We start from the raw sequence: 16,743 nt of genomic DNA, 5'->3' as shown, positions 1-16,743 counted from the left end.
GATGGTCACGAACAACAGATTTTCTAAAGAGTTTTGAGTTGTCATAGATGACGATGACCTACCACATCCTCTTTGTTCTTAATACATCGTTACAAAATTAGACTCAATAAGATTTCCAGCTAAATCACTAAAAGATTTACTCTAATAAACGAGTCCTCCATAAAGATAAATGCACGGGATACCGTTTCCCCGTTTTTCTACTACAAAATCACTATCTTCAGCTTTAATGTACAATTACTATCAAAAAATTTCATTTCTACTATCGATTTTATATAGAACCATGAACAATATAAATGGCTCATACAAAAACAAAGATTTTTTTATTAATAGCAAAAGATAAGATTTTTTTGAATGATGTATCTTTATTAGTTAAGACGTTATATACTAATTCTGTTAAGAAAACTTTCAGAAATGGAGTGATGAATATGAGTGAAACTAAATCAATTGCACTAATTAATGTATGGGTGATTATGGAGTAACACGAAGGGCATGACTCTAATTTGTGTCCTTCGTACAAAACAGGAGGACTTAAATGACTATTCAAGATTTAGGATTTAAAGGTGAACTACCAGAAATAAATAAAGGTTCAGTTGGACGTGTGATCGTTGAACATAAGCATATGTATCGAATTAGTGATGGTAATACAGAATACCTTGGCGAGCTTACAGGTAAATTTCGATTTGAAGCTACCTCAAGAAATGACTATCCTGCTGTTGGAGATTTTGTTCTATTCTCTAAATTAGATAATGGAAAAGCATTAATTCATGAAGTATTACCTCGCTCAAGTAGTTTTGCGAGACAAGCAGCTGGATTAAAAACAGAAGAACAAATTATTGCTACCAACATTGATTATGTGTTCATTGTTAACGCATTAAATGATGATTTTAACATAAGACGCTTAGAACGTTATTTAACATTAGCTTATGAAAGTGGTGCTTCGCCAATATTTATTTTCACTAAAAAAGATTTGTGTAAAAATATTGAAATAAAACTTCATGAAGCTGAAAAAATTGCTTTTGGCGTTCCAATGTTTGCGATTAGTAGTATTGAACGAGAAGGAATAGAAGAGTTACAACCCTATTTAAAAAAAGGAGATACGATCACATTAGTTGGATCTTCAGGTGTTGGCAAATCCACTCTTCTAAACACTCTAATGGGTGTCGAAATTCAAAAAACACAAGAAATTCGTAATGATGATGATAAAGGAAAACATACGACTACACATCGAGAATTATTCTCCTTACCAAACGGAGCACTTATTATTGATACACCAGGTATGAGGGAACTACAACTTTGGAGCAGTGGTGAAAGTATTTCTACAGTATTTCAAGACATTGATGAACTAGTATCGCAATGTAAATTTACAGATTGTTCGCATAATAATGAACCTGGCTGTGCCATTAAGAAAGCACTTGAAAATGGTTCGTTAGAAAACGAAAGATATGAAAGCTATAAAAAACTTCAAAAAGAAATTGCCTATCATCTGCGTAAACAAGACGTACATTTAATGAGAGCTGAAAAAGAAAAGTGGAAGAAAATTAAAAAATCTCTTAAAACGAATAAAATATAATAAAAAGATACTACTAGATTCCGTCACTCCTGCATTAAGGGTCCAAGTATGGATTCAAATCAAGTATGACGTAGTTATAGATAAAGAAATAATAAACCCCTTGATGACTCTAAGAAGAGTTATCAAGGGGTTTACTTAGAACAACGTACTCAAATTCAATTGAACAAAGTATTCCGTATATTGCGGACGTATACCTGAGACAAGGTCGAGACCACTTCCCTCATAAGTTTACTTGTTCTGTACTGCTGTCAGGCATATTTACAACCAGAGTAGTTTTTCAAGATATTTCTAATTGGGATAATGCTATTCTTTTCTATCTACACCAATCATGGTCACTATCTTATTTCATTCAAGGAACGATCGGCATTTAAAGACATTTTAGTAAGTAGTTTTAAAGCTTGGTCTTGTTCTTCTTCGAATAAATTTTCATTTAAAATACTCTTCCATTAGTTTAATTTAATGGTTAAATAAAAATAACACTGTCAAAGCAGATTAATCTAAAAAGAAGCATTCATCTAATATTTTTCAAATGAATGCTTCTTGGAAATTATTAATATTACCGTTTTCTAAAAGATTGTTAAACTATTTACTTAATAAATTCTCATACTTAAGGTTGTAAAAATTCCTTTTCCTTATAAGCTGGGTTTGGGTATTTATAAAATCCTTCTCCTGACTGAATCCCCATCTTCCCTTTATCAAGGAAATCCCTTTTTACTAAATCAGCTATTGCTTTGTAAACATTATTTTCTGAATTTGGATTTTGAGCAGCCTTTGTACTTACAATATTGTAAACGGTTTGTAGGCCTACAATATCTATAATAGCAAAAGGTCCCATTGGTGCACCTGTTGCTATCATCCATGTTTTATCAATTGTATATGGATCCGAAACATCATTGCTCCACAAATATTGCGCTGCGTCTAATAATGGAACTAGTAAACTATTTAATATATAACCTGGTTGTTCTTTTTTTATATGAAGCGGAACCATACCAATAGCAGATGCAAATTGTAAAACAGATTCAACAACTTTTTTATCTGTACCTGGATGCTCCATTACTTCTCCAGTATTATTCATCCAAACATGATTAGCAAAATGCAATGCTAAAAATTTTTCTGGACGACCTGTAAATTCAGCAAATTGACTTGGTAGCATTGTAGAAGAGTTTGTAGCAAAAATTGTATGAGCAGGTGCTACCTTTCCTAGCTCTTCATAAAAACTTTTCTTAATTTCTTTTAGCTCAGGAATTGCCTCGATAACTAAATCCGCATTTTCTACTGCAACTTTTAAATTAGTAGCATATTGTATACGTAATTGAGCTGTTTTAACAGCTTCTTGTTCACCATTAAAATAATCCATATATGTTTTTTCTAAATTTGTAATTCTTTCTTTAGCTTTTTCAATTACCTCTTCATTAATATCATATATGGTCACATTAAAACCTTTAAAAGCTGTTTGAAAAGCAATTTGACTACCTAAAACTCCACTACCAGCAACTGTAATATTTTTAAATTCCATTTATTTCATCCCCTTATTTTTCATTTGACCGCAAATTGCATGAAAAAATAAAAAATTCTCCCTACAGACAACTTCCCCAAATTGTCCCATTACTAATACATAGATTGAAATTACCTTTCAATCCGCAAATTTACAAACAAATGAAAGGTATCATTATTTGTTTGTATGATGTGGTTCGTATTGCTGCATTCGTTTCCCTAACACTTCTAGTTGTTTTGTCCAATCATTCACTTTTTCTTCTGTAAATGGTTCTGTAACAAAGTTTTGGAGTTCTATAACTTTCACATTTATCTCTTCACAAAGGATTCTCCCTTCCTTCGTCAACGATAAATATTTTTGACGCTTGTCCTCTCCACTTGTAAACTTTAAAAAACCTTGTTCGTTTAATTTACGAATAACATAAGATACTGTTGGTTTTTCAACAGACCATTCGTTTGTGATGTCTTTGCTCGTACAACCTTCATTTAAGGATACATGATATAAAGCCAGCCATTGCACCGGAGTAATCCCACTGACAGAACAAATTTCCTGAAGTCTTATAACATACCATTTGTTGAAACGGTATACTGTTGAAAAAAGATCCATAGCAACTCCTTTGCTAACTTTTTATTTCTCATTACCAACATAATATAGTTAGTAACTATAACTAACTATATTACTTTATTTATTAAATGTAAAATTATTTGCTCAATCATTAATTTTCATACTATTCACAGTAATTTTAACTATACGTTTTTCTATTTAGAATAGGATCCTTCAGATTGGTATGATATATTATTGTTAGCATTTCGTGTTAAGGAGACTATAATATATTTAATTATGAACTTATTTTTACTTTTTATTGCTGCATCTATTTTATCTGTTTCTATTTTAAGTATCGTCATATATTATTTTGGAGTCTGTTTAATACTTTGGGTAGTTACAATCCTATTAATAGGTTCTTCCTTATTTCTTCCATTGTCAAAAAAGAGGTATCTTTTAGTACTGATTATTCTAATTATTTCTTTTACTATCATTACATTTCATATTCGTTTTGATTCTCAACAATTTTGGTGAAATTACACAACAATTATTTTCGTGTTTTTCTATCAGTGGAATATCGAAATTAATCGGAGAAACCTAACTCAAAATGATCATTTATAACAAAACAAAAACGAAGGAATGACAAAGCATTCCTTCGTTTTTGTTTTTAAAAAAGAGTTTTATCTATTAATATTTTTAAATGCTCTAGATTGCTCAGTAATACCTTTTTCAGCTGCAAATCTTTCGATACTTGACGCTCCAAAAAATCCAACAATTCCATCTACTTTTCCTATTACATATGCTGCATCTTCAGGCTCTGCAATTGGGCCTCCATGACAAATGACCATAATCTCTGAATTTACTGATTTTCCAGCTTCTATTATTTTTTGAATACGCTCCACACAATCATCTAAAGTTAGTGCTGTTTGTGCTCCAATAGTTCCTTTTGTTGTCAATCCCATGTGAGCTACTAAAATATCTGCTCCAGCTTCAGCCATTTTTTTAGCTTGCTCTTCATCAAATACATATGGTGTCGTAAGCATATCTAATTCATGCGCTTTTTTAATCATTTTTACTTCTAGATCATAGCTCATGCCTGTTTCTTCTAAGTTTTGACGAAAAACACCATCAATTAATCCTACTGTTGGAAAGTTTTGAACACCGCTAAATCCTTGATCTTTTAGCTGTTTTAAGAAAACATCCATAACTTTAAATGGATCTGTTCCATTTACTCCTGCTAATACAGGCGTATTCTTAACAACAGGTAATACTTCATTCCCCATTTCGACAACGATGCTATTCGCATCTCCGTAAGATAATAAACCAGCTAAAGATCCACGTCCAGCCATTCTATAGCGACCTGAGTTGTAGACAATTAACATGTCTGCTCCTCCAGCTTCACTACTTTTTGCTGTGATCCCTGTACCAGCACCTACACCTAAGAGAATATTTCCTTTGCCAATCTCTTCTTTAAATCTTTCTATTATTTCTTTTCTTGTTAGCATAGATATTCGAGCTCCTTTTTATTTTTTAATAATTGTAATAGTTTCTCAGCTGCAGCTTCCGCAAACTCTTTACTATTTATATCTGTATTCATTTCAACAATTTCTACCTTATTTTGATCTATATTCCCTTTCAACGAATCAAATAGCATTTGATCTTCTTCTGGACCATAGAAAGATTGTCCCTCCACATCAAGTCCTGATACACCTTTTATAGGCAGCATGAGGACCGTATCTTTTTGGGATAAATTTAATTTTTCAGCGATCACTTCAGCTATTTTTCTGTTTTCTTCAATAGTGGTGCGCATTAAAGTGACAGTTGGATTATGTTTATATAAATTTCTACCTTTAAATTCTTTTGGAACAGAATCAAACGGTCCAAAATTCACCATATCTAATGCACCGACAGAAACAACTTGTGGTATCTGTTTTCTTGCTGCTGCTTCTAAACGATTGGGACCTGCTGCAAGTACTCCCCCGATCAATTCATCTGCCCACTCTGTTGTTGTTATATCTAGTACTCCATCTATAAAACCATTAGATATCAGATTCTCCATCGTACGTCCCCCAACACCCGTTGCATGGAAAACCAGTACTTCATAGCCTCTTTCCTCCAGATAGTGTTTTGCATGTGTCACACATGGAGTTGTTACTCCGAACATCGAAGCGGCAATTAGTGGTTTTTTCTTTATTTTACTGATAGATTCGAATTTAACCATTCCAGCAATAGCAAAGACCGCATTCGTAAATATTTTAGAAGAGATGACATTTAATCCAGCAACATCTACAATAGATGGCATCATAATTAAATCGCTTGTGCCGATGTATGGCTCCGTATTACCAGAAGCTACTGTTGAAACCATCACTTTAGGTACACCAATTGGCAATGCCCTCATACCAGGAGTGACAATGGAAGTACCTCCAGTTCCACCAAATGATAAGATTCCATCAAATTTGCCTTCTTCATATAGTTGGGGTAGTAAGATTTCCATTCCTTTAGCCAATATTTCTGTTGCATAAGCACGGTCTTTTTGGGCCGCAATTTCTTTTATATTTTCCCCAGCGGCTTCTGCAACTTGTGCATTCGAAATATCTGCTTCAAACATCGGTTCAAATACACCAGTATTAATAGTCAATACCTTCAAATCCAATGATTCAATCAGTTCTTTCACATATAAGAATTCTTCACCTTTAGAATCTAATGTTCCAGCTAAAGCAATTGTTTTCAAACTTTTCTCTCCCTTCACACCTTAAATTGACAGACGCAAGAAAACGGTACCGTTTATCTTTGATTAAATGATACCGCTTTCACTATAGGAAGTTAATGTGTTTATGTTAAACATATTTGTCTTTATTTTAGATTTCGATATATTTGTTTGGTGACAACCCTTTATGCTTCTTGAAGATTTTACTAAATTGAGAATAGTTCGGATAACCTACCATCTCGGCTACAATATGTAAAGGAAGGTTCTTTTTGTTCATTATTTCTATCGCTCGATTCAAACGAAATTCGATTAAGTATTCCGTAAAAGTTAGACCCACTTCTTTTTTAAATAGTGTACTTAAATAAGAACGAGAAAGATTTAATATTTTGGATATTTCATATAAGTTAATTTCCTCCATATAATTTACATGTATATATTTCTTAACGAATTCTACATAATCCTCTTGGCTACCTATACCATCAATAATTTTTTGAATCAATTCATCATAATGAAAGTCATTTGTTTGTTTAAAAGATTTCGTAACTTGGGTAACAGTTTGTTCTGTAGGAATTCTTTCAAATACTGAACCACCAATATAACCCTTTATCTCTGAATCATCATACATGAATTGTACATCGATAGGTTTATTCACCGGACCTCCATAGACCATTTTAATACTACTCGGATTTATTTCATTACATGTATTCACTATTTTTCCAGCTATTTTTTTAGCAGATTGTAAGGATAATATTCTTTTAGCTCCTAATATCCCCCCTTCTGTTAATCCAAAATGAATACAAATAACATCCGCACCTGCTTCTAGCATTTTAACGGCCTGCATCTCATCAAATACAAATGCTACAGTAAATAAGCCTTTCTCATTTGCAATACGGATTGCCTCAACTTCCTTATCATATGACATACCTTGCAGCTCTAAAGCTTCTCTAAAATGACCATCGATAAGTCCGACGCTAGGAAAATTATTAATTCCAGCAAATCCATTGTTCTTTATTTCATTTATATACTCTTCTAATTGAATCGTGGGATCCGTCGCATTAATACCAAAAAAGACAGGGATATTTTTTATTAGCGGTAAAAGTTCTTTGGTTGCAAAATCCATTACTATCTTATTGCTATTCTCATATGCTAGAAATCCAGCTAATGAACTTACTCCCATTTGTCGAAATCTTCCTGAACTTAATGCTAATATAAAGTCAGCACCACCTTCTTCTGCATACTTAGCAGTTAAACCTGATCCTGCAGCAACACCAATTAAATGCTGATTTGTTTTTATTTGGTCTTTAAATCGGGATAATATTTCTTCTCTATTTAACATGAATTTCACCACGTAATATATTAATCTACTGAATAGATCATACAGTTATTATGACATGAATGTGATTTGGTAAACAAGTTTACAGAAACACTCATCTCCTGCTACCTATCTCACTATCTATATAAGTTCCTGTTGATTATATAAACTTTACACAATCAGATTATGTCTACTTACAAAGTATACACTGAAACAAAAAGCACAAAAGCAGAGGAAAGCATTAAAATGGTTGCATTTACTTTTCGTTTTTTTTGAAGTTCAGAAATACCCATAATTAAAGTCATTGCACCTAGACTTAACATCATAAATGATTGATATTTATAGTTATTTGTTATGACAGAGTATATAGATAAACTTAATATCAACAAACCAAACACAAATTGTACTATTCTTAACATGTCTTTTCCTCCCGACCTTCAATTGAAGAATCTTCCATTATCTCTTCACTTGCTAAACTTTTATAAAACTGCTCATTCTTCTATTCATTCAATCTTTTGATAAAATAAATGTCACATGGAAGTTATCATATAAGATAATTGGAAGAGCCCCACAATAAACAACCCTATAATAATTGCTTCGAATGAAACCATAATATGTATATTCGGAAGATTACACCTAAATAACGTATATTCACCTCAAATAATCCCTAATAAACCAGCTGTGATCCAGAAAAAATTTGCAGCGAAAGAATGAAAGCTTACTAGTCCGCCTTTAACAAAAATATATAAAAATAACAAATTGGATAAGCCAAAATTAGTAGTAGAAATCTGTTTGTCTTACGTTTCCCCGAAGATTCACATAACTTCTACATTTTACCATAATATATTGATGCTTTTATTCTTCTAATCGATTTCCTTCTTCCATATAAAAAAAGACTGTCCCATCAGGACAGTCTTAATGATACATGCTACTTAACGTTCTGTTGGAAATCCTCTATTACTTTTTTTATTGTTGTAAACGATTCTTGTACTATTAGGTTGTTACATTTTTTATGACCATCATAAGTAATGAGTGCTTTCCACAAAGCCCAGCCTCTCGCTCTATTCCAAGTTTGATTATCCATTTTTAACTCATTCTTAAAAACCTTTCTACTATGAACATCAAAAAAAGTCCATGCCATTGCTGCATCACATGAAGGATCACCTATACCTAGAATTCCAAAGTCGATAACAGCGGAGAGTCTACCCTCTTTCACCAATAGATTTCCAGGTGCTATATCACCATGAATCCAAACCGGTTCCAACTCCCATTGTGATTCTAGCGCTAATGCCCATATTTCTTCTAATATGCTTTCATGAAAAATATCAGTATTATTCTTAATAGCATTTCTCGTTTCTTTATCATAGACTGCTAAATTTCCACCTCTGTAGAAGTTATGATCTCCAGCGATTGGTCCACCACTACATTGAATGGATTGTAATTCAACTAAAAATCTTCCTAAATCTTTTGCAAGCTGAACTTTATCTTCGATCACTTCTTGAATTAAGGTTTCACCTTCTAACCATTTATAAACAGACCAAGGATATGGATAATTTATACTTGGTTCACCTTTCGCTAAAGGAGTCGATATCGGTAAGGAAAGATGCTGAGACAATATTGGCAACCATTTATGTTCCTTTTCAACTTGGGGTACGTAAGCAGCCGCACTTGGCAATCTGACGCTCATATCTTCTCCTAAGTGAAACGTTCTATTGTCGTGACCGCTATTTTGAACAGTTTTCACTTCTAAATTTGACCAATTAGGGAATTGCTCATTTATTAATTGTCTAACTAAATCTACGTTGATATCTACCATAATACTACCTCTCCACAATAGTTCTTTGTGCCTTAAATGATTAATTATGTATGAATGTTTCTAATGAACTTACAAGTTATTGTATCATTTTTGACGGCAGCTAAAATACTCCCCTTGCCATTTTTGATTTAAAAGGATAAGTTTGTTTTTGGGTAAATTGACGAACTACTTTTCTATTATTAAATGCATATTCCATTCTTTGACCCGACTAGCTCCTATATTTCGCCTTTTAATAATAATTTAATGAGATTGTTTAGCGTGTATAACCTACCACCTAAAATAAATAAATCATCATAATTTCTAACCACATACTCATCAATAACATCTATCCCTTTTTTAAAATCATTCACTAATAAATGAGTGTACTTTTCATTCCAGGTGAACTGATTGATTCTATGAAGTTCTTCAGCTGTTATTTGGAACTTAAATTCTTCTGCTAAAAGTTTAATTTGATACATTTTATCTGCATTTAAAAGAAAACTCTCTTTATTTTGACTTTTATATACATATTCAACGAATTCTTTTATATTGTCAGCTAAAAGATTTGCTACCTTCATATTAAAATTCATATCTATATCTACATCTCCTTAAATAATATTATGAATGTCTGCTTTAGTAGTTATTATATTCAATTTGTTCCGAAATATATGAAAAACGCAACCGTTAAAACTATTAAGGTTGCGTTTTTCATTATACAGATGGAGATTCATATGCTAGCCCATATTTACGTTGATATTTTTCTATGACTTTACTAAATAATGAGGCTAATACTTGTTGAAACAACATTCCAAATACAACAGGCATAGCAACTTTAGCAGGAAAATAAGTAGTTGCTATTATGACACCTACTGAAATATTTCGCATTCCTCCTATAAAAACAAAGGTTGTCTTAATACGAGTATCTTTCCAGAGAAAGTGTCCCATAATTAATGCGATGGTATATCCAAATATAGCAAGGAATAATACAACAAGAATAACACCCACGAGCTCCCATGAAATATTCTTCAAATAAGGTGCAATAGCACTGCTATTAATCATGACAACTCCAAATAAGCTAAGTTTTGAAAAAGGAGCAAGCTTTTTTGAAAATGGGAATCTTCCCTTTAGTTATTTCATTCAACACTATGCCTAATACAGATGGTAATACGATCATTAGGAATAAATCTACTATAAGTGAAAGTGAGTCAACAGCAATGGTTTCTCCTACAGCAATATGTAATAAAGTAGGCACGATAATTGGTGAGAGCAATGTATCAATTAAAATAATTGACAAGCATAACGGAAGATTCCCTCTACAAATACTAACCCAAATAACACTTGTAACTCCTATTGGTACAGCTACGGATAAAATAAAGCCAATTGTCAGCAAGTAATCATCGAAAATGATAGATGATAAAAAATAAGCCCACAGAGGCATTATGATATGTAAAAAAGCAATACTCCACAAAATAATTTTCGGATAGGTAGAAAAGCTCTTCACATCATTAAAGTTCATACTTAAACTACTAGCAAACGTCATAAATGCAAATAACCAAGGAACTAAAAATAATAAATGTCCACCAATATCTTCAAACACAACACCCAAAACAAGGCTAAGAGGAGTTAGGATAGGCATCAATGTTTGAAGTCGTTTGTTCAAACTGTTTAACACGGTTTTTCCTTCTTTCTCAACGAGAATACCTGCGTTACAGTATACACCCTTTATTAAATCAACGTCTGTTCAAAGATTTTAAATAAAGTTGAGAGAAAGATTTCTACCATCCTATTTGTTTACCATAAATTAAATAGGATTAAACACTGTAGATTGTTATTTTATTTGATTGGTCATAGACAATAAATAATACTTTATTAATGCTAAATATTCACGTGCATATGATTTCATTAAGGCTTGCTTAGGTGTTTTTGCAGGTAACGCTTCTAAATGTAAATCATATTTCTTACCAATTAAAACCGCACGATATAAATGATAATCATTTGATACAACCAAAACTCGTTTTGATTGATCTATTATTAACCTTTGAGAAAACTTGATATTTTCATACGTATTCGTCGACTGATCTTCTTTAATTATTTGATCACTATTAACCCCTAATGCTATTAACTCTTTGCTCATGATTTCAGCTTCAGAGTCATCTTCGCCATGCCCTTGACCACCCGATACAATCGCTATCGTATTTGGACTTTTCAGTAAATATTTAGCAGCAGCCTCGATACGGTTTTGTAAAGATAAAGATGGTTCTGTTCCATGTACTCTTGCACCAAGTACAATCATATAATCCGCACCATAACTAGGGTCACTTTTTGCTTGTTTTTGAATTTGATAATGAACCCATCCTACATATATTATTGTGATACAAATCATACATGATATTACAATTTTCAACAATTTAATCATACGTTCCTCCATATATAGGTTGTTTTCATTATAACTTAGATGAACAGTAGAAACTTCAACCAAATATCCTAGACCTTATTTAAAATTTACTTATAGTTCATCTCTAATAAGCATAACTAACTTGTAACATGGACGGGTACCTATTAGCACTACTTGCCCATAAGAATAAATTATCTAATTTTCCCACCCAATAATTGGTGAGTGCGATTCAATCCCATATAAGCCTGATAAATTAACACTCATTAATACATATCATCAATCATCTACCATTAGATGAAAAAGAGAAATTTTCAGCAAGTGCTTGTTTTTCAATTACGTGATTTCATTTAAATGAGATAAATATAAACAAATAAAGAGCTGATAGCAGCTACTTTTTCTTAATCAGAACTTATCTGATTTACTAAAAAACTTATCCCTTCCACAAACAATTGCAGCAAGCATCCAATAATGAAGGAACCTTTTTAGTTTTTTATTCTTCATCCCTTTATAAAAATCATACCCAAAATCATTATTCAATCCTAATTAGTCTTAGAGTAATTCATAACATCAACCTTCAATTGTTCCCATTTATCTTCATGTTCTACAAAATAAAGCGGACATTGCTTTCCAGATACATCATAATGACGGATAAAATGATTCTTATCAAGATCACATATACCACTTAACCAAGACATTAGCCGAACTAAAGAATTATAACTTGCTTGTGTAAATTTACCTGTTGAGTCAGGGTGGCATACCTCTATAGAAATCGTATCGTTGTTTCGCCAATTACTAGCAGATGATTTTTCATTTAATGGTACGCATTGAATGATTTCTCCCTCAATCCCTATAATAAAGTGTGAGCTAACTTCTGATTCAGGGCTATTATAGTAATTACGGTTCTGTTGCGCTGTAGTTCCTGGATTTCCAACATAGTGAACAACAATATCTTTTACGTCTTCTAATTTCTCGCCACGTCTTGCAACACCATCTATATCTATTAGCTGTACATCAATCCAATCAGGAACCGATATATTTTCTAACTCATTCATTTTCTTTTCAGTTAATACATGTCCAAGTGGTCCTTTACAAATAAAAAAAATCACATACAACAACGCAACTACAAATACCAATTTGAGTACACGTATTCTTTTTTTGCGTTTCAATCTTTTGCGTTTCATGATGCTACACCCTCGTTATCTCATCCTATATTTTATATTTACCGTACCTTAGATAAGGATACAAGCTAGCAATATCTAGTCTAGTAGTATGTAAAAAATGATGACAAATCCTCTTCTATTTCATTAAACGGCGTTTATGTTCACTTATTTAAATGAAACGTTACTTCATATGATACTAGTAAAATCTAAAGAAAAACGTAGGAAAATATAAAGAAATTCTTAAGATACTTTTTCATAATATCATCTTACATCCTAAAAAGTAGCCATTAATTTCAAGCTTTTTTCATATATCCTTTTCACCATGTACCAGACACTTAAATGCACTATAAAATGTGAGTAACTCATCCTAAATTTCTTTAATGATGCTTAATATCTTGTATTGGTTACTCCACTCCATAACACCAATCCTTCTTCCCTATCCCATAATTGTTAGCACCACCATGATTCCATTCGTTAAACCATGAATGATAGCTGAAGGCCAAATTGAATTAGTACGTTCATATGCCCATGCAAATATTATCCCACTCCCAAAATTAACGGGCATGGCATTATACGTTGGAATATGAATCATTGTAAAGATGAATGAACTTAGAAGAATAGCTCCATTCATACCTATACGCGTACGTAACCAGCGATATAGGAAGCCACGATAAAAGATTTCTTCATATATAGGTGAAACAATCGCTGCAGAAATAAAGGCTATAAAAATAGAAAACCATGCTACATTTTCCTTCATAGCCTCCGTTTTACTGTTCTCATACGTATTTCCAATAAAGCTTGTGAGGATCATTACTATGACACTACCAACCATTAATATAATAGATAATACGAAAATGAGTTTATAATCCTTCTTTAAAAATGATCTTAACCCTACTTCCCTCCAAGAAAGGTTCTTTGGGCGAAGAGCAATAACATACACACCTAAAATGATGACAACTGCTATTGTTAGTCCCATTAAAGTTCCTGCATATAGTTCATTACCAAGCCAATGATAATAAATTGGCTTTACAATAAATTTAATAAACCCTATCACAAATCCAAATTCAAGTAGCATCAATAATAGAAACTCTTTTCCTCCCCAACAATCTTGTTGCTTCCAGTTCATTTCCCTTTTCTTCATTCGTCATCCTTCTTTCCTTATATGGTATAATCCAACTATATTAGATGACGTTACGTCACCTTCAACCTTTATTATTAGGAGGAATAAAATGAAGCGATGGACTACTGGTCAAGTTTGTAAGCAACGTAATATTTCTGTGCGCACACTTCGATATTATGATCAAATAAATCTTCTTACGCCTAGCTTTAAGGATCCTAATGGACGACGATATTATTCAGAGGATGACTTATTTACACTTGAAAAAATTATTATTCTAAAATCACTCTCACTTCCATTGGAGAAAATTAGAGATTTATTAGATCGACTAAGCTACAAACAAATTTTAATTTCACATTATAATTATCTCCAAGATCAGCTCTCTATCCTTCAGAATAGCCTTTCTCATACAACTTCATTGATTAACATGATAGATATTGATGAATCTTTACCTTGGGAGCGTGTATCCCAGCTCGTCAAAATGCCACAAAAAGATTCAAAAAAATGGATAGATTATTTTCATGATGATGAAAAATCGTTCTTACAAGAAGTTATTCCAAACCTCAGTAACAATGATCGAACAACACAGCAATATATATCGTTACTGAAAAGGATTGAGTGGTGCGTAAAACACAATATCCTCCCTGAATCTAACGAGGGTTATCAAATCGCTTGTGAACTAATAGAGCTAACAAATGAAACTTTTCAAGGAAATACACAATTAATGGATAAATTCTGGGAAGTTCGAAAACAGCCCTCTTCAAAAACTGGACTATATCCAATTTCCGAAAATACATTAAACTTCGTCGAAAGATGTATGGTTTATGTACAAATTGAAGAAGAAGAGAAAAATGGAAAATAACACCCCTATCGCATAATATACTTTCTAACCTTTCTCATTTATAACAAAACAGTTTGAATAAATCTATTGCACTCATTTTAAACGATCCATATTTATTCAAAATAAAAAGTGATTCCGCTTAACAAGAATCACTTTTCTATTTCATGAAACCATGTTTAAAAATCTATAGCCACTAATCTTTTTAACTTGTTTTGACAACCTGGATTGATTAAAGGAAAAATGTAAACTTATCGTGAATATATTAATTATTTAAATCACATATTCCAAGGAGTGTTTATTATTAAGTTCATACATCATATAGCGACTATAGAAATTCCTGTATCTAATTTAAATAAGTCATTAGAATGGTATTCAGACATTTTGGCCTTAAAAGTCCATTTCCAAGATGACAATACTGCTATGCTCACCTTTGAATCCAAAGGTGTACCCACCATTTATCTCGTCAAAACTGCAGAACTGAATGGGCTGTCCTTTAGAAATACAAATAACAATATTGTTCATTCTGTGATTGATTTCTACACGCCACAATTAACTGATTTTTATAATTGGCTCAGAAAAAAATGTTAGTGTGGGAACACTAAACATCGATCCGAACCACGGATTTGGCGGATTTAGTTTCAGTGATCCCGATGGAAATCAGCTTAGCGTGACTAATGTTTTACACGCAGAGCAATAAAAATCAAGCTATTACTTGATACTTAGAGTAATAGCTTTCTCTTTCATAAAGGTGTTATTGATTTTTTAAAGATTATTTTTGTAAACTTTGTTGCCAATGAACAAGTGATGAGCAAAAATTGAAATTCACTCCCGGATGCGGATGCTCACCTCAATTAACCAGTCTTTTTATCAATTGATGTTATTCACAAAACTTATCTAAACACATCCATTTTTTAAATGATGACTAACTTCCTGTGAATTTATGCTGTTTCTTTAAAATTTTTCAGGACCACTGAGTAACATAGCGTAAACACTGCTATAAGTAGACCTGATCCTAAAACCATGCTTCCCAATACAAAAAAGCTTTTAGGATACGTATTTAGTACCATAGCATAGCGAGTTGTTGCCTCGATACTATCAGTAATATTCTCAGGTTTAATAAATAAACTACTTAATGAATAACTAGAGAACATAAGAAATAAACCTATAATAACTAATACAATCGATATAAGAATCAATGCTTTCATTTGTTTCATCGAATTATCCCCCTTTTTTAGCAGAAAGCTCTTAGCCACCAAAATTCCCCACCATAAATAAGAGGATAATCAGAATATACATACATATGACTATTAAGGTTAAAGTTCTAAAGATACCTTTGCCTACAATAGCAAAAATAAACCCTAATCCAAGTGCTGTATAAATAATGCTTGTATCGTATGGACCATTAATATGAAGCATGGTATTTCCCCAAAAGAGAAACCAAGCGCCAATTAATAAACATAAAAAAGCACACACACCTAATGATTTTCTTATTTGAATGGAACTCATTTCAAACCGCCTCTCCCACCGCAAACGCCCTCTTATCTTCCAATTCTACCATATTATAGATTTTTATTTCAGATAAAAAGGCGAACTTCTGATAACACATACTTTACTATTGTTAAATAATCTCATAAAAAATAGCAGCATTGCTAAAGAATCACCTTGAAAATAAGAACGTTTGTTCGTATAATTATTGTGTTAATGACATATACTAGGAAAAACAGCACAGGAGGGTTTTTTGTGACTTATCAAGACCGAAAGATGATGAAGTGGCAGGGATTTGTATTGTCAGGTATCTATATATAATC

Annotated in this window: 18 protein-coding genes; 3 read left to right on the top strand and 15 right to left on the bottom strand. The window is 32.4% G+C overall.

The genetic code is table 11. From position 1 onward, the window contains the following. Positions 1-532 precede the first annotated feature (532 nt). Complete coding sequence (rsgA, locus tag BN349_RS20705) at positions 533-1,570, top strand: ribosome small subunit-dependent GTPase A (RefSeq protein ID WP_019244223.1); 1,038 nt, start codon at positions 533-535, stop codon at positions 1,568-1,570. Between the two features lie 607 nt (positions 1,571-2,177). Here the strand turns inward: rsgA and BN349_RS20700 are convergent. From BN349_RS20700 to BN349_RS20640, 13 genes are all read right to left on the bottom strand, one after another. Then, positions 2,178-3,086, bottom strand: a complete 909-nt coding sequence (locus BN349_RS20700) for a 3-hydroxyacyl-CoA dehydrogenase (RefSeq protein WP_019244222.1) — start codon at positions 3,084-3,086, stop codon at positions 2,178-2,180. Between the two features lie 153 nt (positions 3,087-3,239). After that, positions 3,240-3,671 carry a MarR family winged helix-turn-helix transcriptional regulator gene (locus tag BN349_RS25125; protein WP_019244221.1) on the bottom strand — a complete coding sequence of 144 codons (432 nt, stop codon included), beginning with the start codon at positions 3,669-3,671 and terminating at the stop codon, positions 3,240-3,242. A gap of 617 nt (positions 3,672-4,288) precedes the next feature. Then, positions 4,289-5,113: a phosphoenolpyruvate hydrolase family protein gene (locus BN349_RS20685; RefSeq protein ID WP_019244220.1), complete on the bottom strand. Its 825-nt coding sequence runs from the start codon at positions 5,111-5,113 to the stop codon at positions 4,289-4,291. After that, a complete protein-coding gene (locus BN349_RS20680) occupies positions 5,107-6,339 on the bottom strand; it encodes a Tm-1-like ATP-binding domain-containing protein (RefSeq protein WP_019244219.1) in 1,233 nt (410 codons plus the stop codon). The genes BN349_RS20685 and BN349_RS20680 overlap by 7 nt, the downstream gene beginning before the upstream one ends. A gap of 127 nt (positions 6,340-6,466) precedes the next feature. Further along, positions 6,467-7,651: a phosphoenolpyruvate hydrolase family protein gene (locus BN349_RS20675; protein ID WP_019244218.1), complete on the bottom strand. Its 1,185-nt coding sequence runs from the start codon at positions 7,649-7,651 to the stop codon at positions 6,467-6,469. Between the two features lie 170 nt (positions 7,652-7,821). Continuing rightward, positions 7,822-8,046: a YczI family protein gene (locus tag BN349_RS20670; protein ID WP_019244217.1), complete on the bottom strand. Its 225-nt coding sequence runs from the start codon at positions 8,044-8,046 to the stop codon at positions 7,822-7,824. Positions 8,047-8,555: 509 nt separating this feature from the next. Continuing rightward, entirely contained in the window at positions 8,556-9,443 is an 888-nt protein-coding gene (locus tag BN349_RS20665) for an aminoglycoside phosphotransferase family protein (protein WP_019244216.1), read from the bottom strand. 215 nt (positions 9,444-9,658) lie between these two features. Next, positions 9,659-10,012, bottom strand: coding sequence for a hypothetical protein (locus BN349_RS20660; RefSeq protein ID WP_019244215.1), 354 nt, complete (start codon positions 10,010-10,012; stop codon positions 9,659-9,661). A 121-nt stretch (positions 10,013-10,133) separates the two neighbouring features. Further along, on the bottom strand, positions 10,134-10,481 hold the full coding sequence (locus BN349_RS26495; protein WP_232423587.1) for a hypothetical protein: 348 nt from the start codon (positions 10,479-10,481) through the stop codon (positions 10,134-10,136). Positions 10,482-10,497: 16 nt separating this feature from the next. Beyond that, on the bottom strand, positions 10,498-11,094 hold the full coding sequence (locus BN349_RS26490) for a bile acid:sodium symporter family protein (RefSeq protein ID WP_232423586.1): 597 nt from the start codon (positions 11,092-11,094) through the stop codon (positions 10,498-10,500). Between the two features lie 156 nt (positions 11,095-11,250). Beyond that, entirely contained in the window at positions 11,251-11,838 is a 588-nt protein-coding gene (locus tag BN349_RS20650; protein ID WP_019244214.1) for a YdcF family protein, read from the bottom strand. A 518-nt stretch (positions 11,839-12,356) separates the two neighbouring features. Beyond that, positions 12,357-12,998 (bottom strand): peptidoglycan recognition protein family protein, encoded by a 642-nt coding sequence (locus BN349_RS20645; RefSeq protein WP_019244213.1) that lies wholly within the window; start codon positions 12,996-12,998, stop codon positions 12,357-12,359. Positions 12,999-13,413: 415 nt separating this feature from the next. Beyond that, positions 13,414-14,118 carry a CPBP family intramembrane glutamic endopeptidase gene (locus BN349_RS20640; protein WP_019244212.1) on the bottom strand — a complete coding sequence of 235 codons (705 nt, stop codon included), beginning with the start codon at positions 14,116-14,118 and terminating at the stop codon, positions 13,414-13,416. Positions 14,119-14,206: 88 nt separating this feature from the next. On the opposite strand from BN349_RS20640, the gene BN349_RS20635 reads away from it, so the two are divergent. Then, positions 14,207-14,956 (top strand): MerR family transcriptional regulator, encoded by a 750-nt coding sequence (locus tag BN349_RS20635; protein ID WP_019244211.1) that lies wholly within the window; start codon positions 14,207-14,209, stop codon positions 14,954-14,956. Between the two features lie 270 nt (positions 14,957-15,226). Next, the gene (locus BN349_RS25565) at positions 15,227-15,523 is read left to right on the top strand and encodes a VOC family protein (RefSeq protein ID WP_232423585.1); all 297 of its coding nucleotides are present in this window, start codon (positions 15,227-15,229) and stop codon (positions 15,521-15,523) included. A gap of 350 nt (positions 15,524-15,873) precedes the next feature. On the opposite strand, the gene BN349_RS20630 is transcribed toward BN349_RS25565, so the two are convergent. Then, positions 15,874-16,149 (bottom strand): hypothetical protein, encoded by a 276-nt coding sequence (locus tag BN349_RS20630; protein ID WP_019244210.1) that lies wholly within the window; start codon positions 16,147-16,149, stop codon positions 15,874-15,876. A 31-nt stretch (positions 16,150-16,180) separates the two neighbouring features. Continuing rightward, entirely contained in the window at positions 16,181-16,441 is a 261-nt protein-coding gene (locus BN349_RS20625) for a hypothetical protein (protein WP_019244209.1), read from the bottom strand. Between the last annotated feature and the right edge of the window lie 302 nt (positions 16,442-16,743).

Source organism: Bacillus sp. AP8 (genome assembly GCF_000321185.1).
Taxonomy (GTDB): Bacteria; Bacillota; Bacilli; order Bacillales; family DSM-1321; genus Bacillus_AD; species Bacillus_AD massilioanorexius.
The sequence above is the reverse complement of the archived record's forward strand: the minus strand, read 5'-3'. Positions and strand labels throughout refer to the sequence as shown.

What these genes read in the sequence shown, in the direction of transcription:
- BN349_RS20685 (WP_019244220.1), bottom strand. Translation starts at nt 5,113, where the DNA reads ATGCTAACAAGAAAAGAAATAATAGAAAGATTTAAAGAAGAGATTGGC.
- BN349_RS20670 (WP_019244217.1), bottom strand. Translation starts at nt 8,046, where the DNA reads ATGTTAAGAATAGTACAATTTGTGTTTGGTTTGTTGATATTAAGTTTA.
- BN349_RS20665 (WP_019244216.1), bottom strand. Translation starts at nt 9,443, where the DNA reads ATGGTAGATATCAACGTAGATTTAGTTAGACAATTAATAAATGAGCAA.
- BN349_RS26495 (WP_232423587.1), bottom strand. Translation starts at nt 10,481, where the DNA reads ATGATTAATAGCAGTGCTATTGCACCTTATTTGAAGAATATTTCATGG.
- BN349_RS20660 (WP_019244215.1), bottom strand. Translation starts at nt 10,012, where the DNA reads ATGAATTTTAATATGAAGGTAGCAAATCTTTTAGCTGACAATATAAAA.
- BN349_RS20700 (WP_019244222.1), bottom strand. Translation starts at nt 3,086, where the DNA reads ATGGAATTTAAAAATATTACAGTTGCTGGTAGTGGAGTTTTAGGTAGT.
- BN349_RS20635 (WP_019244211.1), top strand. Translation starts at nt 14,207, where the DNA reads ATGAAGCGATGGACTACTGGTCAAGTTTGTAAGCAACGTAATATTTCT.
- BN349_RS20675 (WP_019244218.1), bottom strand. Translation starts at nt 7,651, where the DNA reads ATGTTAAATAGAGAAGAAATATTATCCCGATTTAAAGACCAAATAAAA.
- BN349_RS20630 (WP_019244210.1), bottom strand. Translation starts at nt 16,149, where the DNA reads ATGAAACAAATGAAAGCATTGATTCTTATATCGATTGTATTAGTTATT.
- BN349_RS20625 (WP_019244209.1), bottom strand. Translation starts at nt 16,441, where the DNA reads ATGAGTTCCATTCAAATAAGAAAATCATTAGGTGTGTGTGCTTTTTTA.
- rsgA (WP_019244223.1), top strand. Translation starts at nt 533, where the DNA reads ATGACTATTCAAGATTTAGGATTTAAAGGTGAACTACCAGAAATAAAT.
- BN349_RS25125 (WP_019244221.1), bottom strand. Translation starts at nt 3,671, where the DNA reads ATGGATCTTTTTTCAACAGTATACCGTTTCAACAAATGGTATGTTATA.
- BN349_RS20640 (WP_019244212.1), bottom strand. Translation starts at nt 14,118, where the DNA reads ATGAAGAAAAGGGAAATGAACTGGAAGCAACAAGATTGTTGGGGAGGA.
- BN349_RS20645 (WP_019244213.1), bottom strand. Translation starts at nt 12,998, where the DNA reads ATGAAACGCAAAAGATTGAAACGCAAAAAAAGAATACGTGTACTCAAA.
- BN349_RS20650 (WP_019244214.1), bottom strand. Translation starts at nt 11,838, where the DNA reads ATGATTAAATTGTTGAAAATTGTAATATCATGTATGATTTGTATCACA.